17 protein-coding genes are annotated in these 21541 nt (G+C 61.5%); all 17 read right to left on the bottom strand.

Annotation, left to right across the window (positions count from 1 at the left end; all coding sequences use genetic code 11):
• Window positions 1–107: 107 nt before the first annotated feature.
• Window positions 108–818, bottom strand: coding sequence for an SDR family NAD(P)-dependent oxidoreductase (locus B5525_RS40510; RefSeq protein ID WP_079571871.1), 711 nt, complete (start codon window positions 816–818; stop codon window positions 108–110).
• Between the two features lie 334 nt (window positions 819–1152).
• A complete protein-coding gene (locus tag B5525_RS40515) occupies window positions 1153–1776 on the bottom strand; it encodes a VOC family protein (protein WP_079574436.1) in 624 nt (207 codons plus the stop codon).
• A 173-nt stretch (window positions 1777–1949) separates the two neighbouring features.
• The gene (locus tag B5525_RS40520; RefSeq protein ID WP_197687888.1) at window positions 1950–2459 is read right to left on the bottom strand and encodes a cupin domain-containing protein; all 510 of its coding nucleotides are present in this window, start codon (window positions 2457–2459) and stop codon (window positions 1950–1952) included.
• Between the two features lie 88 nt (window positions 2460–2547).
• Window positions 2548–2973 carry a cupin domain-containing protein gene (locus tag B5525_RS40525; RefSeq protein WP_079571872.1) on the bottom strand — a complete coding sequence of 142 codons (426 nt, stop codon included), beginning with the start codon at window positions 2971–2973 and terminating at the stop codon, window positions 2548–2550.
• 10 nt (window positions 2974–2983) lie between these two features.
• On the bottom strand, window positions 2984–3580 hold the full coding sequence (locus B5525_RS40530) for a redoxin domain-containing protein (protein ID WP_172900073.1): 597 nt from the start codon (window positions 3578–3580) through the stop codon (window positions 2984–2986).
• Between the two features lie 217 nt (window positions 3581–3797).
• Window positions 3798–4850 carry an alpha/beta fold hydrolase gene (locus tag B5525_RS40535; protein WP_079571874.1) on the bottom strand — a complete coding sequence of 351 codons (1053 nt, stop codon included), beginning with the start codon at window positions 4848–4850 and terminating at the stop codon, window positions 3798–3800.
• Between the two features lie 223 nt (window positions 4851–5073).
• Window positions 5074–5463 (bottom strand): response regulator transcription factor, encoded by a 390-nt coding sequence (locus tag B5525_RS40540; protein WP_244567746.1) that lies wholly within the window; start codon window positions 5461–5463, stop codon window positions 5074–5076.
• A gap of 122 nt (window positions 5464–5585) precedes the next feature.
• Window positions 5586–6221: a response regulator transcription factor gene (locus tag B5525_RS40545; protein ID WP_079571876.1), complete on the bottom strand. Its 636-nt coding sequence runs from the start codon at window positions 6219–6221 to the stop codon at window positions 5586–5588.
• Window positions 6222–6282: 61 nt separating this feature from the next.
• Complete coding sequence (locus B5525_RS40550) at window positions 6283–9459, bottom strand: PAS domain-containing protein (RefSeq protein WP_172900074.1); 3177 nt, start codon at window positions 9457–9459, stop codon at window positions 6283–6285.
• Window positions 9460–9616: 157 nt separating this feature from the next.
• Complete coding sequence (locus B5525_RS40555; RefSeq protein ID WP_079571878.1) at window positions 9617–9925, bottom strand: hypothetical protein; 309 nt, start codon at window positions 9923–9925, stop codon at window positions 9617–9619.
• 186 nt (window positions 9926–10111) lie between these two features.
• Window positions 10112–11572 (bottom strand): flavin-containing monooxygenase, encoded by a 1461-nt coding sequence (locus B5525_RS40560; RefSeq protein WP_079571879.1) that lies wholly within the window; start codon window positions 11570–11572, stop codon window positions 10112–10114.
• A 92-nt stretch (window positions 11573–11664) separates the two neighbouring features.
• The gene (locus B5525_RS40565) at window positions 11665–12918 is read right to left on the bottom strand and encodes a glycosyltransferase family 87 protein (RefSeq protein ID WP_079571880.1); all 1254 of its coding nucleotides are present in this window, start codon (window positions 12916–12918) and stop codon (window positions 11665–11667) included.
• 153 nt (window positions 12919–13071) lie between these two features.
• Window positions 13072–14505, bottom strand: a complete 1434-nt coding sequence (ahcY, locus tag B5525_RS40570; protein ID WP_079571881.1) for an adenosylhomocysteinase — start codon at window positions 14503–14505, stop codon at window positions 13072–13074.
• Window positions 14506–14784: 279 nt separating this feature from the next.
• Entirely contained in the window at window positions 14785–15981 is a 1197-nt protein-coding gene (gene metK, locus B5525_RS40575; protein ID WP_079571883.1) for a methionine adenosyltransferase, read from the bottom strand.
• 57 nt (window positions 15982–16038) lie between these two features.
• Window positions 16039–17394, bottom strand: coding sequence for a hypothetical protein (locus B5525_RS40580; RefSeq protein ID WP_079571884.1), 1356 nt, complete (start codon window positions 17392–17394; stop codon window positions 16039–16041).
• 769 nt (window positions 17395–18163) lie between these two features.
• Window positions 18164–19075: a hypothetical protein gene (locus B5525_RS40585; protein WP_079571886.1), complete on the bottom strand. Its 912-nt coding sequence runs from the start codon at window positions 19073–19075 to the stop codon at window positions 18164–18166.
• 704 nt (window positions 19076–19779) lie between these two features.
• Window positions 19780–21183 (bottom strand): hypothetical protein, encoded by a 1404-nt coding sequence (locus B5525_RS40590; protein ID WP_079574440.1) that lies wholly within the window; start codon window positions 21181–21183, stop codon window positions 19780–19782.
• Window positions 21184–21541 lie beyond the last annotated feature (358 nt).

Raw genomic sequence — 21541 nt, forward strand, 5'->3', positions numbered from 1 at the left:
GATGTAATCGAAGTCGCTCCCGGCTTCGCACCTCGCACGTTACCCGGATGCTCACGATTGGCTCCTCGACACCGGGCTGGCGCGCACAGATCAACGCGCGGGCTTGCTCAATGACCGGCGCTCTGGCCGCCGTCGACATGAAGGATCTCGCCCGTCACGAAGTTCGCCGACTCGAGATAGAGGATCGCGTCGACGACGTCGGAGATCTCGCCCATATGGCCGACCGGATGCAGGGTGTCGAGCTGCGCATGCGTCCTCGCGGGGTGCATCGGCGTCTTGATGACACCCAGCGCGACCGCGTTCACGCGGATGCCGCGCTTGGCATATTCGATCGCGAGCGATTTGGTCGCGCTATTCAGGCCACCCTTGGTCAGCGACGCAAGCACGGACGGCACGCCAGCGTTGGCCTGGTCGACCAGGCTTGTCGTGACCTGCACGACATGGCCGCTGCCATGCTTCTCCATCTCGGCAAGCGCCAGCTGCGTGGTGTGGAAGAAGCCTGCGGTGTTGACGCCCGTGATCGCCGCATAGTCGGCCTCGCTGTATTGAGTGAACGGCTTGGCGATGAAGATGCCGGCATTGTTGATGAGCGTATCGATGCGCCCGAACCTCTCCACACCCTCCGAGATCGCACGCCGCGCCGTGCTGCGATCGGCGATGTCACCGGGCACCGCGACGACGTCATCATCGTTCGACGGTTTGATCGAGCGCGCGGTCGCGATTACCCGGTAGTTGCGATCGCGATACGCCTTGACCAACGCTGCGCCGATACCCTGCGAGGCACCGGTAATAACGGCAACTTTCCGATCGTTAGGCATGGTCAATCTCCTTCAGGGATTTTCAGTATTGGTGGAAGATGTCTTCGGGCAGGATCGAGCTGTGCTTCAACGCCAGCGCCCCTCGCGATAGCGATAGTGCGTCGAGCGCCGCCCCCCATCCAACGCTCGTTTGGTCGCCCCATACGTTGGTGTTAGGCTAGCGATAGTGCCTACACCGCACACCTGTTTGCCTGGAACGCGACGAAGCGGCCCCGCTGACACGGGCGTGGCTGAATTGCCCTGATCGTTCGGAGCGCGGGAGCAGGCGCTCACCCGCTCAACGCGGATCGCCGGCGGGATCTAGCTATTCAAGATCGGCCGATCCAACCCCCGCTCATGACGGCAGCTCCTTGCCGGCCTGCTCGGCGACGACGTACTCGGCGTACCAGTCCGCCCACTCCGCATCGGGCTTGCCGATCCGCTTCTCGTGCTCGCCATGCGCCGCCGCCGCACGCCGCAGCGCGGCCGCGAGCTCGGTCGACGAGGTAAAGGTCGTGTCCCCCTCCACGCGTCCGGGCAATCGCGCGATGATTTCCTGGAACAGCCAGCCATTGCCGTCGGGATCGCTGAACGAGGCGAACGAGCGATAGCTGCGATGCTCGGGATCCAAACCACTCACCCGGAGCCGCCCAAACAAATAGGGTTCGTCCGTGCCGGCGTACACGCCGCCGGCGTCATGGAACACCTCGCTGACCGCGACGCCGCGACCCAGCAACTCTTTTCGTGTGGCCTCGATGTCGGAGACGATCAGATACAGTCCCTGCGCGGAACCGGGCGCCGCCGCGGTGACGTTCTTGCCGAAGATGACCGAGCAGCCGGAGCCAGGCGGCGTGAACTGGATCACACGGTAGTCGTCGCCGGCGGCGAAGTCGGCGTCGAGCCTCCAGCCGAGGCCGCCGTAAAAGCGCTTGGCGCGATCGACGTCGGAAACGGGGATGACGACGATTTCGAATTTCATGTCGATCGTCCGCGCTTTCGGAGTCTCGCTCGTAGTCGTCCCGGTTCTTTCCTTGATGTCCGTCACGGCTCTCTCCTCGATGTTGAAAGGGGTGGCGGGCGCGCCACGCCTACATTGTCTTTCGCAAATTGACGGACGGAGCGATCCCAATGCGGTCTCGCTGCGGCCCGGCCCTAACGTTGAGCGTGCTGGTCCACGAACGTCGCGAGCGGCTGTCCCGTCTCGACGATATAGGTCGAAAGCATCCGACCGGTGTCCGGGCCGAGGTCGCGCGCATTGTGAGGCGTCCGCGGCGGGATCAGGAATCCGTCTCCGGCGTGCAGGATGATGTTGGAACGCCCCCGGACCTTCATCTCGACCCGGCCGGCGATGATGTAGCCGACCTCTTCTCCGGGATGAACGTGCCATCCGGATTCGACTCCCGCCGGAATCGACGTCTCCACCTGCACGATCTCGCGACCCGGAATCGATGACGGCGAGCGCTGGACCTCGCGCCGAACAAGCTTGGCTGCCAGGTCGTCCCGTGGCCGCTCGGACGAAGCCATGGTTCGATCTCCCGATCCGCTCGCCGCGGCGCCATGCGGGGCGGCGCTCTGAGCCGAAACCGCTCCCGCCGGCAGCATCATGGCCAGCGCGAGCGAGGTGACCGGAACGATGGACAGATCCTTGAATCGCCTACGCACGGTGAACCTCCTTCATTGGGTTGCATCAACCGTTCAGCTCATTCCGCCGTCGACCTCTGACCCTGATCGCGTGCGCATCGCGGATCTCCTAGCTACGTTGGCGCGGATCGTCGGCGGGATCGAGATATTCGAGGCCGAGCGGGCCGATCGCCGTCACTTGCGTGACGTACTCGCCGGATTTCGCCCAGTGGAAATGGTAGGTATCGCCGGGCAGTACGATCACGCTCCCCGGCGGGAAAGCCCGCACCTTGTCGCCGTCGAACTGATCGCCGAGCCCGATGTAGAACACGCCCGACATCACCGTGTAGATACGATCCTCCGGGTGCCGGTGCTGCATCAGCTTCACGCCGGTTGGGACCTTGACCCGGATGACGTAGGGCCCGGGTTGAGTGGGCTCCCCGACCAGCACCGCCAGGCGGGCCTGCGGCGGAAACGCCGGAAACGACTTCCACTCGATGTCTTCGGGCAGGATCGACCTGAAGAGGGCTTCGCCTGTCTGGTGGGTGCGAGCCATTGCGATCCTCCTAATCCTGTTCGCCGAGCGTTTGGACGTATGTCTTGCCGTAGGGATAGAAGAGGTCCTTGCGGCCCTGCTGCCACGCCGCCTTGAGTTCGGGCGTCGTGATGTCCCAGTCCGGCCGGCATTTCCGGCTGACGGCACGCAGATCCTGCCGGAGATCTTCCATCGTAGGCCGGCCGAAGAACCAATAGCCGTTATAGATCTTGTGAATGACGAGGCCGGGCTCGAGCACGATCACGTGCGGGATCATGGGATCGTGGTCGGGATCGGTGTATTCGGCGATGTCGAAATCTTTCTGGACCATGCGGCGCACGTCGGAGAGGAAGGGCCAGTGAGCGCCGACGCCGCTGCGATACTCGTTCGTCTCCGTGATATTGTCGGTGCTGATCGTCACTAGCCGACAATAGCCGACCTCCATCTCGCGATGGAGTTGGAGCAACCCCTCAGCCTGGCGCCGGTCCTTCGGGCAGAAGCCACCGCGGCTGAGGACGAGGACCATCGGATGCGGTCCTTGCAGCTCGGAGAGCTTCCGCCGCTTCGCCGTGTGGTCGGAGAGCTCATAATCGGGGAAGATCGCCCCCGGGATCATGTCAGCTCGCATGTCGAAGTCCTCCCGCACATCTGCCGCACGTGATTCAAAGCCGGTGCACTTACCGCCCGCTCAGCAATGCCGGGCCGAATTCTGCAGCGGTGAGAAGCACGACAATTGCGAGCACAATCACCGCAAGGAACCTGGTTGAAGATAGTCGCATGGTCGCCGTCCAATCTGGCTGGTTGGGTAAATTACCAACGGGGCTCGAAGCCTTTCGTTGCGCCGATCAAATCTCGGCAACCTCGACGACGGCTTCGGCAAAGGCCTGCGGAGCTTCCTGCGGCAGGTTGTGGCCGACGCCATCCTTGATGATCCGATGCTCATACTGGCCGGTGAATTTCTTGGCATAGGCGCCGGGCTCCGGATGTGGTGCACCATTGGCATCGCCCTCCAGGGTGATCGTGGGCACGGTGATGACCGGCGCGGCGGCAAGCCGCTTTTCCAGATCGTCGTATTTCGGCTCGCCCTCGACGAGGCCCAGCCGCCAGCGATAATTGTGGATCACGATGGCGACATGATCCGCATTGTCGAAGGCGGCGGCGCTCCGATCGAAGGTCGCGGCATCGAAGTCCCATTTCGGCGAGGCGAGCTGCCAGATCAGCTTGGCAAAATCGTGCCGGTATTTGTCGTAGCCGGCCCGGCCGCGTTCGGTGGCGAAATAATACTGGTACCACCATTGCAGCTCGGCCTTTGGCGGCAGCGGCATCTTGCCGGATTCCTGGCTGCCGATCAGATAGCCGCTGACGGAAACGAGAGCCTTGCAGCGCTCCGGCCAGAGCGCGGCGACGATGTCGGCTGTCCGCGCGCCCCAATCGTATCCGGCCAGCGTCGCCTTCTCGATCTGGAGTGCATCCATCAAGGCGATGGTATCGACCGCGAGCGCCGAGGGCTGACCGTTACGGAACGTCTCGCCGGCAAGAAAGTGCGTCGTGCCGTAGCCGCGCAGATAGGGGACGATGACGCGATATCCCGCCGATGCCAGCAGCGGCGCGACATCGACATAACTATGAATGTCGTAGGGCCAGCCATGCAGCAGAATGACCGCGGGACCGTCGGCGGGACCGGCTTCGGCGTAGCCGACATTGAGCACACCGGCGTCGATCTGCTTCAAAGATGCGAATGACGTGTTCGTCCCCGGCTTGATCTTGCGCAGCTCCGCGGCTTTTGCCTTGCCGGGCTGGGCCTCCGCGGAACCGCTCAAAGCCAACTGGGCCGCGGCGAGGCCCATGGCCACGGTACCAAAAAAGCGGCGGCGGTAAAGATCGATGGTGTCGGACATCTCGGCCGTTCTCCCTGGTGCGAATGAACCGCAAGTCGCCGGTTCATTATCTGCGGCAACATGCTCGCGGCAGCGCCGGGGACCTATCCTCCATGGGGTTGCCGGGCTAAGACGTTGGTATGATCCGTTGGTGCGAAGCTACCGAGGGAACGCGGGCGCGAACCGGGTCACGCCTGCCGCGTTTTCTGCAACAATCGGCCCGAGCGACCCGGTATTCGCGGAATTAGCCGTGTGCTCCGCCGATATACAATGCCAGGGCCTTGCCGAGGCAAGCGACGAGGCAGTCCTCGTCGAACGGCTTGGTCAGAAAGCAAATCGCTCCACCCTCCAGCGCGCTGGCGCGGACGCCTTCTTCGGGAACGGCCGTAACGAACACAAAGGGCATGCGGCTTCCCTCGCTGCGCAGCCGCAATTGCAGCTCGATCCCGCTCATTCCGGGCATGCGCACATCGGCAATCACGCACCACGTATTGTGCAGTTGCGGCGATTGCAGAAAGGCCTCGGCGGAGGGATACACATGGACGATGTATCCGAGCGACCTCAGGAGATTATATATCGCAGTGCGGATGGATGCATCGTCGTCAACGACGGAAATCACCGGAATTGTAGTCAAGTCAATCGATCCTGGAACAGAGGCAGAGCACCTGCTCGTGCAACATCGTCCATCGGTACACTGCGCTTGCGGGCTCCGGCCGGGAAATCATACTTAGGTTTGCACCCCGATGGATTTGCACCCTAGAGGGTTTTCCGACTGACCCCGAGCATCTCCGCCATTTTCACAAGTTCCGCCAGCGACCGCGCCTCCATCTTCTTCATCACCTGTCCACGATGAATTTTGACGGTGATTTCACTGACATTCAGCACCCCCGCGATCTGCTTGTTCATCAAGCCCTGCGTGACGAGGGTCAACACCTCGCTCTGACGCGGCGTAAGCGATTCGAACCGGGTTCGCAGCCCGGATGTCGCCGTCTCACCCTCGCGCCGCTTCCGGTCCAGATCAAGCGCCCGCGTCACGGCGTCCAGCATGTCCTGATCCCGGAACGGTTTGGTCAGGAAATCCACGGCGCCAGCCTTCATCGCCTTCACCGACATCGGGATGTCGCCGTGACCTGTGATGAAGATGATCGGAATGCGGATCCCGGCTTTTGCCAGCACATCCTGAAACTCGAGGCCGCTGACCCCCGGCAGCCTGATATCGAGCACCAGGCAGCTGGGGATGTCCGGCAGCTTGCTCTTGAACAGTTCGGTGGCGGAGCTGAACACCTTGACCGGCAGGCCCATCGACCGGAACAGGTAGGTCAGCGCGACCTGCATCGATTCGTCGTCATCGACAACGAAGACCATGTGCTGCGGTTGGTTTTTCTCGTTCATTGTTCCTGCCGCCGGCATCTGCGATATGCCGCTCCCCACCTTCCAGTTTCGACAGGCCGGTTCACGCTGTACTCCCCTGGTGCGGTGGCAGCGCGAACTGGAACGTGGCACCCACACCGGCGTTCGCGGATGACCACAACCGGCCGCCATGGGCCTCGACGATCGAGCGGCAGATCGAAAGGCCCATACCCAGTCCGCCGGGCTTGGTGCTGAAGAACGGATCGAATAAGCGGTCCGCGTGCTCGCTTGCGATCCCCGGGCCGCTGTCCTCCACGGCAACCACGACGCGATGCGTTTCATCCTGATAGGTACGGATCGCCAACCGATGCGGCCGGCCCGTGACCACCTGCATCGCTTCGGCGCCGTTCATGACGAGATTCATGATCACCTGCTGTAGCTGAACCCGATCCGCAATAATCGGCGGCACCGCGGGCGCGAGGTACAGCTGCGGGGTCACCTCCTGAACGGCCAGCTCGCGCCGCAGTAGCACGGCGACCTCGTTGACGAGCTCATTGATGTCGAGGGGGGTCTTTTCGGTGTCCGCCTTTTTCAGCAACCCGCGGACGCGCCGGATCACCTCGCCCGCCCGGTTGCCATCCTTGACGATCCATTCGACGGCCCCGCGCACGTCCTCGAGATCGGGCGTTTCCCGGCTGAGAAAGCGTAGGCAAGCCTGGCCATTGGCGACGATCGCCGCAAGCGGCTGATTGACCTCGTGCGCGATGGACGCGCTGATTTCTCCGAGGGTCGCGACGCGACTGGCGTGAGCCAGCGCGGCTTGTGCGGCGTGCAGGGTTTCCTGCGACTTCCTCGCCTCCGTGACGTCCATCAGCGCGCCGATGATTTCCTCCTTGCCCGATTCATACTTCACGCGAAGCGCGATAACATGCAGGTATTTGATTTTCCCATCCGGCATCAGCAGGCGCAGCTCGTAATCGTGGTTCCGCGCGCCTTGCCTCGAACGTTCGAGTTCACGGACCAGGATGGCACGATCCTCCGGATGGACGCGCTCGATCACCAGGCTGACCCGGGGCTTGACGCTTCGATCGAAACCCAGAATCTGATAGGCTTGGTCCGACCAGAAGTAGGCACCGGTCGCGATCTCCCAGGCAAAACTACCTGTTGCGCTGAGTTCTTGCGCTTCGAGCGCATAGGCCTCGCTCCTCCGCAAGGCACTCTCGGCCTGCTTTCGGTCCTCAATGTCGGTGTTGGTTCCATACCAGGCAACTACGACGCCGGCCTCGTCCCGCAGCGGCTCGGCGCGGAACAGAAACCAGCGATACACCCCATCCAAACGCCGCATACGCGCCTCGACCTCGTCGGGTATGCCGGTTTCGAGCATTCTCAGCCAGGCGTAATGCAGAGCCGGCCGGTCGTCGGGATGAACCGCGGCCTGCCATTCCCAGCCCAGGGCCTGCTCCTGGGAGAGTCCGGTGTAGTCGAGCCACCGTTTATTGAGATATTCCGCATAGCCGTCGGCTCGGGCGCGCCAGGCGAGCGTCGGAATCAAATCAAGTGTGCGTCGAAGGTCCTTTTCGGCTTTGGTGAGTTGGGCCTCACTGCGCCGCAGCGCATTCTCGGCAACCTTCTGGTCCTCGACGTCGACACCGACCGAATACCATTTAACGATGTTTCCCTTCTCGTCGCGTTGTGGCGCGCGGCGCATGGTGTACCAACGATAGATGCCATCGGCCCTGCGCGTGCGCACATCCACCGACAGCATCTCGCCGTTTTCCTGCGCCACGCGCCACGCGTTTGCGAACCGCTCGACATCATCCGGATGATAATAGGCCGAAGTATCGACTCCCTTGCCCGTCGCTTCTCGCTCGCTATGACCAGTGTAATTCTGCCACGTTCGATTGACGAAAGCGCGCGTGCCGTCCGGCTCGAAAGTCGACACCATCACCGGAATTGAATCGATCGTCAGCTGCAGCTCGCGTCGGGCCTCCGCCAACTGCGCTTCGCTGCCGCGCCATGCGTTCTCGGCGCGCTTCCGGTCCTCGATGTCGTAGGTCGCCCCGTACCAGGCAATCACATCTCCCTCGTCACTGCGCAGCGGCACGCGCCGTGTGGCGAACCAGCGGTACTCGCCATCGGCTCTTCGGAGCCGCTGTTCCGTCTCGAACGGTTCGCCTGTCGCCAGTGCGCTATCCCAAGCTTCTTCAAGCCGCGGAACATCGTCGGGATGCGTTATAATGCTGGTGCGTCTGGTCCAAGTCGTCGTTAAGAGCCCGCTGTACGTGCGCCCGACCTGATTGACATAATCGATAACGCCGTCGGCGCGATGCCGAAGGATCAGTACAGGCACCGTGTCGATGATCAGCTGAAATTCATGCCGGGCCTTGGCCAGGTCGGCCTCGCTCTGCCGCAATGCATCTTCAACCCGCTTGCGATCGTCGATGTCGAGCGCGACACCGTACCATTTGATGACCTCGCCCTTCTCGTCGCGCAGCGGCACGCGGCGAACCCAGTGCCATCGGTACTCCCCGTCGGCTCTTCGCAGCCGCTGTTCCAGTTCGAACGGCTCGCCCGTCGCGATATGCTCCCGCCACGCTCGCTCGACCATCGGAAGATCATCGGGATGCAGCGCGCCCCCCCAGCGATGGCCTTCGACATTGTCTTGGGAAAGGCCGGTGTAGGTTCGCCAGGTCTGGTTGCGAAAATCCATGAATCCATCGGGCCGGTAGCGCGCAGCCAGCACCAGGATTGTATCAATGGTCAGCTGCAGTTCTTGTTCGGCCCGGCGGGTCCTTTCCTCTGCCTGCTTGCGTTCGGTATTTTCGGCGCGCAGCGTCTCATTGAGCGCTTGCAATTCCCGCACCGTTCCCTGCTGCTCGTCGCGGACCACCCGAAGCGCGGCCGCCGCCCGTCTCTGCGCGGCGCCCAGCGCGACGACCAAGAGCGCCGCGATGACAAAGAATGCGAGCCGCGGAATTTCCTTCAATTCAGGAGCGAATGAATAAGTCGGCGGCAGAACGAAATAACCGAGGGCCAGAATGGCCAGTGCCGTCGCGAGCAAGGCTGGGCCGGTGCCGCTGGCCCACGCCACAAACATGATCGCGCAGAGAAACAATGATACCGACGGATCATCGCCGACGAGCCGGGCGAACGCCAAATCGATCGCAACGGCTCCAGCCACCACAGGACTGCGATGGCGTAAGCCAGGACCGCCGGCCTCTCCCGCCGCCACGAGAGTGCGGACGTCGACATGGCTCTGAACTCCGATGGTTTTCGGCAATTCTAGCCATTTTGGACTGGGTACGCCAAGCGATCTCACCACGGCGCAACATACGGCGGCGGGCAAATTGGAACACGATTAAGTCAGGATGGCCCCCCGGCGGGCGACGATGGCCGCGCCAATTTCCCGCACGGGATCGGGTGGGGTCAGGCGTCGCTCACACCGACTTGTCGGTGATCAGGCCGGCACGCTTCTCGCTGCCGTTGTCGACCTGCTTCTTGATCATGTCCCTGATCTTGTCTTCAATCTTCTGCTGATCGGCGGGACTCATCGCCTTGAACTGATCCTCCGTTACACCGAGTTCGGCGAGCATCTGGGCATGCATCCGCTCCGCGGGCGTCATCTTGGCGTATTCGAGGAATTTCTGCTCCGCGGTCTGGGCCGGCTTGGGGGTCAGGGTTGCCGTCGATGTCGTCGGCGCGGCGAGGATGGACTTGGGCAGAAAGCCTGTAGACGAAACCGACATGGCTAACTCCGGGCGAAAGCTGCCGAAGTCGAGCAAGGGTCATGCCAGCAGCGAGAGCGCTGAAACATCGCGAAATGATGGGATTTTGCAGCATCGGGCGCCAACAAGCGCGGCAAAAATTGCCCGATCAAGCTCGCTTCGAGAAAAACCTGCCGGCAAACATCTTCCGCCGGCTTTTTCCGCCGCTCACGAATATTGCATCACCCCGTCATCGACCTTGCCCAGGCGCAGCGTGACGATGTCGAGCGCGTAATTCTGATAGAGCCGCCATGGCCGCTTCGAGCCTTGTTTCGGCATTTTCGCGATTGAGCGCTGCACGTAGCCCGACGAAAAGTTCAGCGACGGCAATTCGGTGATCGTGGGATCCACATTGTGCGGCATGCATTTCTTGTAGCCGTGCCGGTCCATGTAATTGATCAGGCGGCAGACGTATTCGCAGGTCAGGTCGCATTTCAGCGTCCACGACGCGTTGGTGTAGCCGAACGAGGCCGCGAGATTGGGCACGTCCGAATACATCATGCCCTTGTAGTTCAGCGTCCTGGCGAAATCGACCGTGCGGCCATCGACGGCAACCTCCATACCGCCGAGCACCTGCAGAACGAGGCCGGTGGCGGTGACGATGATGTCGGCTTCGAGCTCGCTGCCGTCCTTCAGCTTGATGCCGCTCTCGGTGAATGTGTCGATTTCATTGGTGACGACGGAGGCGCGCTTTTCCCTGATCGCCTTGAACAGGTCACCGTCCGGCACCAGGCACAGCCGCTGATCCCAGGGATTGTAGCGCGGCGTGAAATGGGAGGCGATGTCGTAGTCGGGACCGAGCGCGATTCTGACGCCGCCGAGGATCAGCTCCTTGACGCGCGCGGGCTTCCGCCTGGAGAGCTGGAAGAAATACATCCCCCACAGCACGTTGCGCCAGCGGATCAGATGGTAGGCGAGTTTCGAGGGCAGACGCGCCCGCAATTTGTTGGCGACGGGATCCTGCGCCGGGCGCGAGACCACATAGGTCGGCGAGCGCTGCAGCATGGTGACGTGGCCGGCTTTCTTCGCCATCTCCGGCACCAGCGTCACCGCGGTCGCACCGGAGCCGATCACCACCACGCCTTTTCCCGCGTAGTCGAGATCATCGGGCCATTTCTGCGGATGGACGATGCGGCCGGCGAAATTGTCGCGGCCCGAAAATTCCGGCGTGTAGCCTTCCTCGTATTTGTAATAGCCCGAGCACATGAACAGGAAATTGCAGGTGAAGCGCACCAGCTCCGTGCCGCCCTCGCCCACTTTGCGCTCGGCCTCGATGGTCCAGCACGCGTCGGGAGATGACCATGAGGCGCGCTTGACCCGGTGGTTGAAGCGGATCTTCTTGTCGATGCCGTTCTCGACCGCCGTCTCGCGGACATAGTTCAGGATCTGCGGCCCGTCGGCGATCGCCTTCGCCTCGGTCCACGGCTTGAACGAATAGCCCAGCGTGAACATGTCGCTGTCGGAGCGGATGCCGGGATAGCGGAACAGGTCCCAGGTGCCGCCGATGCAGTCGCGGCCCTCGAGAATGGCAAAACGCTTGCCGGGACACTTCTGCTGCAAGTGATACCCCGCGCCGATGCCGGACAGCCCGGCGCCGACGATCAGCACGTCGAAATGTTCATGTTGCATATAGCGGTCTCCGAAAGCTGGACTGTCCGACCGCTAAGGCGGTTAGTCAATCGGCAAAGCCGGAGAAAAACCGCAGCCGCGCAGGCCAAAAGTCACGAACTTGGCTGGAGCTGACCGCCAGCGGCGCGACGGCGCTCCGCCGCCAGACGCAGCAGCAGCAGGAACACCGGAACAATAAACACGGGTCCGACGGGAATTCCCACGAATTTGCCGACCGGAGCGGTCACCAGCGGCAAGAGCAGGATCATGGCCATTGCAGCCCGGATCCATTGCACTGGAACTTTTGAACGCGCTTCTTCCATGTGCAGCCACACCACGACGAACGCGCCCATCACAAGGTCATAATCCTGCAGATAGGGCGTCGCGAGACAGGTACCGACAATGACCATGGCGTTGCGGATATGAGCTTCGTCGTTGCGCAGCCATGATCGTGCGACGAAGAACGCCGCGACCAGCGCGCTCGCCGCCTGCACCGCGTAGGACATCCCGACGCCTGCGCCGAGGTGAAGCGCAAACACGAACACCGACACCATGCGGTGCGATACGCCGGCGCCATCTTCCAGGATCACCGCCCGCAGCACCGCGACGTTGTGCTGGTAGTGCAGCCAGGCATCAACGCCGTAGACGGCGACGCTTGCAGCCGCCAGCAGCATGGCGGTCGCAGCCGCCACGACGATCACGAGCCAGCGCCGGCCTGCAAGCAGCGCAAACGGCAGCATCAGGGCCAGATGCGGCTTGTAGGCCATCAGGCCCAACAGGATGCCGGCGACGACCGGCCGGCGATCGACCAGCATCAGCCCGCCGCCCAGCAAGGCCGCCGTCATCGCGCCGTTCTGCCCGCCTACGGCACTGACGAAAAGCGCCGGCGTCGCAATCGACAGCAGCAAGACACCTTCGCTGCCGGTGAGCTTCAGCGCACGATAAAACGCATACCAGGTCGCGGAAAGCCACACGAACAGCGCGGGCACATAGGGAATCAGCGCCAGTGGCAGCGTCATGAGCAGCATCAACGGCGGATAGGAATAGTGATAATATTGTATCGTCTGCGCGGTGACCGACTGCTCGAAGACGTGGAACGCGGCGAAGTCGTAGACTTCGGCGACGCGGCCATGCAGTGCGAGAAAAGAACCGGACCAGTAATTGACGAAGTCGTCGCCGAACGGACGGCCCAGGCCGTTGCTCAGGCCGTCTTTGGTCTGCTGCAGCAGGTCGACCGGGTAGGCGACGAAGGCGAGACCGATCCAGAGCCACGCAATGATGCGAAGGCGCACCGGGTTCATCAGCAAGCCTGCATCGGTCCCCGACGACAGCGCAGGAATTTTTGCAGCTTGATCCACCGAGGTCATGGCCGGCCCCACCGATTGCGCGCTGAACGTGCAACATGCGGCAAGAGCGTTAGCGCCCCGTTAAAGATCCAGCCTGTTCGAATCGTCGCGCGCTGCAGCTTCAGCACAAAAAGCCCCGCATCGCTGCGGGGCTGTTCCGTGCCGATACCTCGCTCAATACCGGTAATGATCCGCCTTGAACGGGCCTTCCGGCTTGACGCCGATATACTCGGCCTGGTCGGGCCGCAACTGGGTCAGCTTCACCCCGATCTTGGACAGATGCAGCCGCGCCACCTTCTCGTCCAGCGACTTCGGCAGCACGTAGACCTTCTTTGCGTATTTGCCGTCCTTGTTGTTGGCGAACAGCTCGATCTGCGCCAGCGTCTGGTTGGTGAAGGAGGCCGACATCACGAAGCTCGGATGGCCCATGGCATTGCCGAGGTTCACGAGGCGGCCCTCCGACAACAGGATGATGCGGTGCTTGTCGGGGAATTCGATCTCGTCGACCTGCGGCTTGATGTTGGTCCACTTCAGATTGCGCAAATGCGCGATCTGGATCTCGTTGTCGAAGTGACCGATGTTGCAAACGATGGCGCGGTCCTTCATCGCGCGCATGTGCTCGATGGTGATGATGTCCTTGTTGCCGGTGGCGGTGACGAAGATGTCGGCGCGCGGTGCGGCGTCTTCCATGGTGACGACTTCGTAGCCTTCCATCGCCGCCTGCAGCGCGCAGATCGGATCGACCTCGGACACCAGGACACGGCAGCCGGCCTGGCGCAGCGACGCCGCCGAGCCCTTGCCGACGTCGCCGAAACCGGCGACCATCGCCACCTTGCCCGACATCATCACGTCGGTGCCGCGGCGGATGCCGTCGACCAGCGATTCGCGGCAGCCATAGAGATTGTCGAACTTCGATTTCGTCACGCTGTCGTTGACGTTGATCGCCGGGAACAGCAGCTTGCCTTCCTTCTCCATGTTGTAGAGCCGGTGCACGCCCGTGGTGGTCTCTTCCGAAACGCCTTTGATATTCTTTGCGATCTCGGCGAAGTAGCCCTTCGGCTTTTCCCTCAAGAGCTTCTTGATCAGCGCGAAGAAGACTGTCTCTTCTTCCGACTCCGGCTTGTCCAGGAATTTGACGTCGCCCTGCTCGGCGCGCAGGCCGTGATGCACCAGCATGGTGGCGTCGCCGCCGTCATCGAGGATCATGTTGGGCGTGCCGCCGCCGTGCCAGTCGAACAGCTTTGCGGTGTAGTCCCAATATTCCGCGAGGCTCTCGCCCTTCACCGCGAACACGGGAATGCCGGCCGCTGCGATCGCGGCCGCGGCGTGATCCTGGGTCGAATAGATGTTGCAGGAGACCCAGCGGATGTCGGCCCCCAACGCCGCCAGCGTCTCGATCAGCACCGCGGTCTGGATCGTCATGTGCAGCGAGCCGGCGATGCGCGCGCCCTTCAAAGGCTGCTTCGGACCATATTCCTCGCGCGTCGCCATCAGGCCGGGCATCTCGGTTTCAGCCAGCGAAATCTCCTTGCGGCCGAACTCGGCGAGCGAGATGTCCTTGACGATGTAGTCGGTGAAGGCGGGCTTCTTGGCGGTGGCGGTTGTCATATGTTTTTTCCTAACACGGTGAATTCGGGTCTCTCGTACCAAACGAAACTGGACGCTTTGTGACGCTATCTGCTCCCTCGGCCCGCCTCTTGCGGGAAGAGGGCAACGGCGGCCTACGGCCGCCGTTCTTCATCTGAGAACGCCAATGCGAAAGTACCGGCTGCGGTGAGGGGCTACTGCCGCAAACACGGCGATAGCGGCGTACGCGGAGGCTCCCCCTCACCCGTTCGCCTTCGGCTCACGACCTCTCCCCGCACGCGGGGGAGAGGCAAGAAAGAATTACACCGCGCGCTTGAGCGCTTCGGCCAGGTCGGTTTTCTCCCACGAGAATCCACCCTCATTGTCCGGCGTACGGCCGAAATGTCCGTAGGACGAGGTGCGCGCATAGATCGGCCTGTTGAGATCGAGATGCTTGCGAATGCCGCGCGGCGTCAAATCCATCGTCTCGGCGACCGCCTTCTCGAGCTTGTCCTCGGGCACCTTTCCGGTGCCGTGGGTATCGATATAGATCGACAACGGCCGCGCCACGCCGATCGCGTAAGCGAGTTGCAGCGTGGCACGGTCGGCAAGACCGGCAGCGACGATGTTCTTGGCCACATAGCGCGCGGCGTAAGCCGCCGATCGATCCACCTTGGTCGGGTCCTTGCCGGAGAACGCGCCGCCGCCATGCGGGGCCGCACCGCCATAGGTGTCGACGATGATCTTGCGGCCGGTGAGACCGGTGTCGCCGTCGGGGCCGCCGATGTAGAACTTGCCGGTGGGATTGATGTGCCAGATGGTCTTGCCGTTGATCCAGTCTTTCGGCAGCGCTTCGCGCACATAGGGTTCGACGCGGTCGCGAACCTGGTTCGAGGTCATGTCCTCGACCAGATGCTGATGCGAGACCACGATCTCGCGCACGCCGACCGGCTTGCCGTTCTCATATTGCACGGTGACCTGGCTCTTGGAGTCGGGGCCGAGCACCTTTTCCCTGCCGGAGTGCCGGGCTTCCGAGATCAGCCGCAAGATCTTGTGGGCGTAGAAAATCGGCGCCGGCATCAAGTCAGGGGTTTCATTTGTGGCGTAGCCGAACATGATGCCCTGATCGCCCGCGCCTTCTTCCTTGTTGGTGCCCGGCTGCAGCGCATCGACGCCCTGCGCGATGTCGGCGGATTGCGGATGCAGCAGGATCTCGATGTCGCAGGTCTTCCAGTGGAAGCCTTCCTGCTCGTAGCCGATGTCCTTGATCGCCTCGCGCACCACGCTTTCGATCTGTTCGTTGGTGACCGACTCGGGACCGCGGGTCTCGCCTGCGATCACCACCTTGTTGGTGGTGGCAAGCGTTTCGCAAGCCGCGCGGATGGCCCAGGGATCGATACCTGCCTTCGGGCCTTCGCGGAAAAACAGATCGACGATCTCGTCGGAAATCCTGTCGCAGACCTTGTCCGGATGGCCCTCGGAAACCGATTCACTGGTGAAAAGATATGACGCGCGCATCAACCAACCCCTTTATTCCGCCAGGCCCTGGCGGCCCTTTCATGCTGTCCTGAAATGTCAGTCCCGACGGCGCGAGATGACGTAGGATTCGTCGTAAAACCAGAGCCCGTTATGCTTGCGCAAAACCTCTCTGACGGCATCGAGATAACCGCCGCTTTGGGTCATTTCCGTCAACCGGTCGTCTTCGATCTGGGCGACATACACCGCCGCGTTCCATGCTGCAAAGGCCGTGGAGGTTCCGATCGAGCCGGTGACCTCGTTTGGCAACGCTTCCATATCATAACGGAAGATCGAACGGTTATCGGCATATGCATTAAAATTAAGGTCGCGGGCCGCCGATCCCAGCTCGTATTTCACCGCGCGCAATAGCTCATGGCGGCTGACCGCGAAAGGATTTTCTCCAGGCCATACTGCCTGAATAATCTCCATCCCCGGGTCCTGGCCGTGAGAGTGAATTCCGATCAAACGCCCCCCCGCCCGCAGCGCCCGCGCCAGGGGCGCAATGATGCGTTTTGCACGGAAATTTACCGAAGATTTGGCCCGGTAGGGCTGGGAAGCGATAATCAGGTCGAAATTGGCCTCGGTCCGGCCGGCCCGCGGGATGATCTGATCGAGCAGAAAACTGTGGTCCTCCCGGTACAGCACGATCGCGACCGGCCGCTCATAGAGCGGCATACCCGAGCGCGGGCTGACATTGGCCCGCCAGTTCTGCTCCAGAAATGGCTTGAGTTCGGCGATTTGGGCCTCGAATTCGCCCGAGGAGGCCCCGCGCAGGGGAACTTCGTGCCAGATCGTGCTGGCAGCCGCGGCAGTCGAGACCGGGGTCAGCCAGGGGGCCTCGGCGTAATACATGTTGGTCAGCACGAATACGGTAGCCGGATGCTCGAACAGCCGGTCCGGCACCTTTTCCAGGGTCAGCCGGACGTCCTCGAGGCTGAGCTCCTTGCCGGCGATATAGAACGGCATATGCGGAAAACGGCCGTGCATCGAGCGCATCACCCGCGCCAGCACGGTGCCGTCGCCCACGCCGGCGTCGAACACCCGAAGCGCCGGCGGACGGGGGTGAATGCTGCCAAATTCCAGCCCGGCCCGCTCGGCGATCACCCGTTTTTCGCTGCAGGTATGGACGAACAGCAGGTATTTCTGCCGGTTCTCGAAAAACCGGAAATTGCTGCGGGGATCGCGCTTTTCGGGTGGGACCTGCAGGCCGCGCGGCGGGGCCACCCCGCCCGGCATCGAGGCCGCGATATAGGCCTGGATCCGGTCCAGCGTGTCGATGGTGATTCGCTTGCCCTCGCGCAGGCGGTGCACCAGCTTGCCGTCATTGACCGCGCGGCGGCCGAAGGTCGATTCCGCCATATCCGCCTGGCGGCAGAATTCGGAAATTTCCTTGAGAATCTCGTCGTTTTTCATCGGGGCGGAGGATTGGGCCGGTTGGGTGGGCAGCGGCGGGTCGGCGGGGGTGTCCTACCATCATCTGCCCAACGGGGGAAACGATTCGCCCGCGCCTCCGTCATGGCGACGGCCAGATACACTTTCGCGATCTCGCCGCATGTTTCGCGCGAGGTTTGGCCTGCTCGTTCCGCCCTCCTCAGCAGAGGGCGCAGGGAATGCCGGGCGCCCGATGCGCCCGATAGCCGCGTGTGCAATGGTAGCGATAGAACGCACACGCGTTAGTCAGGTCACACCGGAAATCGCCCGGCATTCCCCGCGCAATGGTTTACGGCTTGCTTCGTGCTCTTCCCGGCGATCGGGCTTTTTTGTCACCGTCACCCCTGAGAAGCTTGCTTCTCACGAGCTTGACGCCAGCGTCGAGGCGTCAGAACCACACGACTTCGCCGTCCGCCTCGGGCGCCCTCGTCTCAAGCGCCATCCGCGTCCACCGCATCCTGTCCCGCGTCCGTGACGATCTCGAGCCGCCCCTCTGTGGGACAGGACGGCCGCGTTATTAAAGTGATTTGCGTCTTCGGAAAATCAGAATATTTTTTCAACCAGGGCTGGACAGGGCAAATCAGCTTGATCCGTCACGGCAAATTCGATTTTAGGTGCAAGTCGAATTCTGCCTGTCGGCCATATCAGTGGACTTCCGCCACCGCACGCGAAACGAAAGCTGTGCTACCAGCGCAAAGTCGCATTCAAGCGGCGGCGGAGGTCCTTATCCTGATCTCCGAAGCCCAGCCGTTTAGCCTGCACAGCCCGCCTTTTTCAACTTGTCCTGGGCACCCTGCCGACTCATGCCCTCCTTGGCGACCCAGTATAACCAGGTATAGTAACATTCATCCTTGGTGAACGGCTTGGCGTCCGGCTCGGAACAGCCCTCACTCGCGAGTTTCATCCGGGCAGCCATTACTATTCTCCAATCACGGTCTCCCGCCTCGGCCTTGTCGGTCCCGACCGAGGACATATCGGTACCGGACGCGGTCAGGTTTTTGACTTGTTCGAGCGCGCGACGACACTGCTCGGCGGCCATATCCGGCTGTTTCGAGTTTGATGCTGTCCCTGATTGAGTATTGGTTTCGCGAAGCGGATGACAGCGACCTTCTTGCCTGGTGCGATCGACCCGCGCGTTGAGCGCGTCGCGCCGACGCAGCAGCTCATCCGCCTGTTTGACGTCATCGGCACGCAGGAAAAACTTCGCGGCCTGAAGGTAGTCCTCGGCAGCCGTCGTGAAGCCCTCACAGCCGGGATCGTTTTCCTCAGCGGCCTTTGCCGCGCTCAAGTAGAATGCTCCGTCGCGAAGGTTGTTGTCGCGATCCGGGTCGGGCGTTTCGGCCGCGGGCGGTGCTTGCGCTTCACGGAGGATGCTCTGTTCCAGGGCGGTATCGCCCGCACGATGCGCGGCTTCAGCAGCCTTTTTGTATCCGTATTTAGAAAGCTCGGGATCCTTTTTACGGTTCAATCGGGCGACGTCACGGTCGGCAACGGCGTCCTTGCAGTTGGTGGCCGCTGGGCTCGAGTCCTTCGTGCCCGTGATATCGCTGCAAGACTGGGCCTGCCGGGGCCTGCTGTTCGAAACAGAAGGAACTGCTGGGGCGGGTGGTGCGCCCGACAGCCGTGACTTCGACCCCGGCTGCGATTTGGTGTCCGAACTCATAGCAGGAGCTGGTCCCGAGCGCGTAATCGTACAGCACCCGCCAGACATTGTTTTTCCATCTGCGTGCAGCCGATGTTGCGTCGTGACGCCGTTGTCAACGTTCACCGTTATTGTGTCACCCGCGCACGTCCAAGTACCGCCGGGCGTACACATCGGACAAGTCACTTGCGTTCTTCCGTTGGGGAGAATCAAGGAAGGGTAGGTTTGGCCTGTTGCTTCGACGCGTACCGTCCAACTACCAACGAACTTGCTGGCGCAACTCGCGGGCGGCGCCGCGCTGGTAGCGCCTACGGCAAGCCAGAAAGAGAAAAACAACAGGCCTGATACGAAACGTTTCAAATAGACCTCCCGCAAAGCCGAGCCACGCGGATGTTAGGTGAGCTTCGGACCGGAGCACAAGCCTTGCGAGAGGTGGAAAGGGCTCAAGGCACATCATCCGCGGCCGGCAAAAGTCATTTGGTGGCTATTTTTCAAAATCAGCGATAGGGGCCGCCGGCTTTCCCCGTTCGCGGCGCGGCGACGCAGAAGATGACCCGCGATTTCCCGCGCGACGCGGCGCGTGCGCAGGTCGCGGTGGTCTATTACGCCGGCCACGGGTCCAGCGCGTAGGGTGGGTTAGCGCAGCGTAACCCACCTATTTTTCATCCGGCGAAAGGCGGATTACGCCTTTGGCTAATCCGCCCTAAGGGCTACGAGCTACGACATCAAGCTTGATTGCGTGTGACTCGGCAGATGTCCGACCGCTTCCAATCCAGCAGCGGGGTCTCGAATGCCCTTTTCCAGACAGTCAGGAAACGGGGAAACCAGGAGTGAGCGACGGCTCCCCGATAAGCCCACGTACAATATTTGAGGCCTTTATCCGATAGAAGCTCCTGATATCCGCCATGCAATTCGGTTGCGGCACGAATGTCGCTCAAGATGTCTCGAGCGCAGGATCCGTATGCAGAGGCTCCTGAAAATTCGTCGTGGTCTAGCATGCGGTCCGCGAATTCGACATTAAACGTCGGCCAGGAAGTACGGCCTTGGTAGGATGGTGACGCGATCTTGTGGATCATCTTTCTGCGCGGATTGTTCGCGGAAACCAGGAAGTGAAACGTATTCGGCACGCGAAACCGCGGTTCCGCGAGGATCAGATCTGTTGTGGCTGCGAACAACGCGCGTTCGCTCTCGTCTGTCAAATCCCAAAATCCCCCCTGCACATTGACGAAATCGAGGGCGATGGAAGACGCGGGCGGTTCGTTATCGCAATCCAGGGAATGACTAATATAGCCATGCTTGCCGAACAAGCGGAGAAGCTGCGCTTTATATCGTGATAGTTCGCGCCCGAGCAATTGCTCCAGCTCGCTGATGCCGATGACCCCGAGTTGTATGGCGCGCAAAAAAGTCGCGTAGACGCATGCATTGGTGACGAAACGCCTGCGTTCGGCGCGGGTATCTGTCGCCGCCGAGCGAGGTGCGGCCGCGTCACAAAGCAAATAACCGGTTCCGTCATCCTCGAACGGCTCCAACGATCTTGCGAGCTGGATGATCGCTTCTTTCAGATCCTCGCGATACTCGATCAGCAACAAGCGGCCAGCATGGGCGCCTTGTGACAATCCCAGATACGACGCCGACGCTCTTCGGTCGGCGCACATGATTTGCTCCAGACCGGCGAGGATGCCCAACAGCGTATCCGAAGGCCGCGAAAAGTAGTCGACACCAATAAACCGATTGCGTCCCGCCGGGATAATAGTGGTCGTGATAACACCGGAGCGAACGGCTTCCAGCATAAGCCGGACACTTCTTTCGAGCAAACGAACCCTGCGAATTGCATCCTCGGAATCCATGATGGTGTCGGGATCGAGAACATCGGGATAGAACCAGGCAAAGTCTCGCGGATAATATGCCGATGCGTGCGGCGCTCCCGTGACGAGAAAGGATTCTGTCGCGGAAAATGCGCTGTTCATCGAGTTCGTGTACAGCTCATCGATTTCCGAAGATAAATGATGCCTCTTTCTCAGGAATCGATCGCCGAGAAAATTTGCCGCCTGAATTCCGTTGGCAACACAGGTGGCAACCAGACCCCGGTAAAACCGGTACTCGCTATTTGACGAAATGGGGCTCTTCATATCCATGGATGAACAATGTCCTGCGGCCTCGGGAATCACTTTTGGGTAGCCTAAAGATCGTTGATTCGTCTCTGTCAAATGACTGCGATGCCTGCTCCTGCAAGCGCGTAAGGTGGCTTAGTTAGCGCAGCGTAACCCACCTGTTTTTCATCCGGCGAAAGGCGGATTACGCCTTTGGCTAATCCACCCAACGAGCTTGGTTCATCTTGGGACCTTCCCTTGTCCCTTTAACCATCCGGTGCGCCGGAACGCCGCATGGAACTGTTCGAAGGTCCGGCGGACCATGAAATGAGCGTAGGTGACTATGAGCAGCGACATCCCGACGGCAAAACCTATCTTGGATTCGTTCTCTTATGGG

The organism is Bradyrhizobium erythrophlei (assembly GCF_900129505.1).
GTDB lineage: Bacteria > Pseudomonadota > Alphaproteobacteria > Rhizobiales > Xanthobacteraceae > Bradyrhizobium > Bradyrhizobium erythrophlei_D.

What these genes read in the sequence shown, in the direction of transcription:
- B5525_RS40510 (WP_079571871.1), bottom strand. Translation starts at nt 818, where the DNA reads ATGCCTAACGATCGGAAAGTTGCCGTTATTACCGGTGCCTCGCAGGGT.
- B5525_RS40515 (WP_079574436.1), bottom strand. Translation starts at nt 1,776, where the DNA reads ATGAAATTCGAAATCGTCGTCATCCCCGTTTCCGACGTCGATCGCGCC.
- B5525_RS40525 (WP_079571872.1), bottom strand. Translation starts at nt 2,973, where the DNA reads ATGGCTCGCACCCACCAGACAGGCGAAGCCCTCTTCAGGTCGATCCTG.
- B5525_RS40530 (WP_172900073.1), bottom strand. Translation starts at nt 3,580, where the DNA reads ATGCGAGCTGACATGATCCCGGGGGCGATCTTCCCCGATTATGAGCTC.
- B5525_RS40535 (WP_079571874.1), bottom strand. Translation starts at nt 4,850, where the DNA reads ATGTCCGACACCATCGATCTTTACCGCCGCCGCTTTTTTGGTACCGTG.
- B5525_RS40545 (WP_079571876.1), bottom strand. Translation starts at nt 6,221, where the DNA reads ATGAACGAGAAAAACCAACCGCAGCACATGGTCTTCGTTGTCGATGAC.
- B5525_RS40555 (WP_079571878.1), bottom strand. Translation starts at nt 9,925, where the DNA reads ATGTCGGTTTCGTCTACAGGCTTTCTGCCCAAGTCCATCCTCGCCGCG.
- B5525_RS40560 (WP_079571879.1), bottom strand. Translation starts at nt 11,572, where the DNA reads ATGCAACATGAACATTTCGACGTGCTGATCGTCGGCGCCGGGCTGTCC.
- B5525_RS40565 (WP_079571880.1), bottom strand. Translation starts at nt 12,918, where the DNA reads ATGACCTCGGTGGATCAAGCTGCAAAAATTCCTGCGCTGTCGTCGGGG.
- ahcY (WP_079571881.1), bottom strand. Translation starts at nt 14,505, where the DNA reads ATGACAACCGCCACCGCCAAGAAGCCCGCCTTCACCGACTACATCGTC.
- metK (WP_079571883.1), bottom strand. Translation starts at nt 15,981, where the DNA reads ATGCGCGCGTCATATCTTTTCACCAGTGAATCGGTTTCCGAGGGCCAT.
- B5525_RS40580 (WP_079571884.1), bottom strand. Translation starts at nt 17,394, where the DNA reads ATGAAAAACGACGAGATTCTCAAGGAAATTTCCGAATTCTGCCGCCAG.
- B5525_RS40585 (WP_079571886.1), bottom strand. Translation starts at nt 19,075, where the DNA reads ATGAGTTCGGACACCAAATCGCAGCCGGGGTCGAAGTCACGGCTGTCG.
- B5525_RS40590 (WP_079574440.1), bottom strand. Translation starts at nt 21,183, where the DNA reads ATGAAGAGCCCCATTTCGTCAAATAGCGAGTACCGGTTTTACCGGGGT.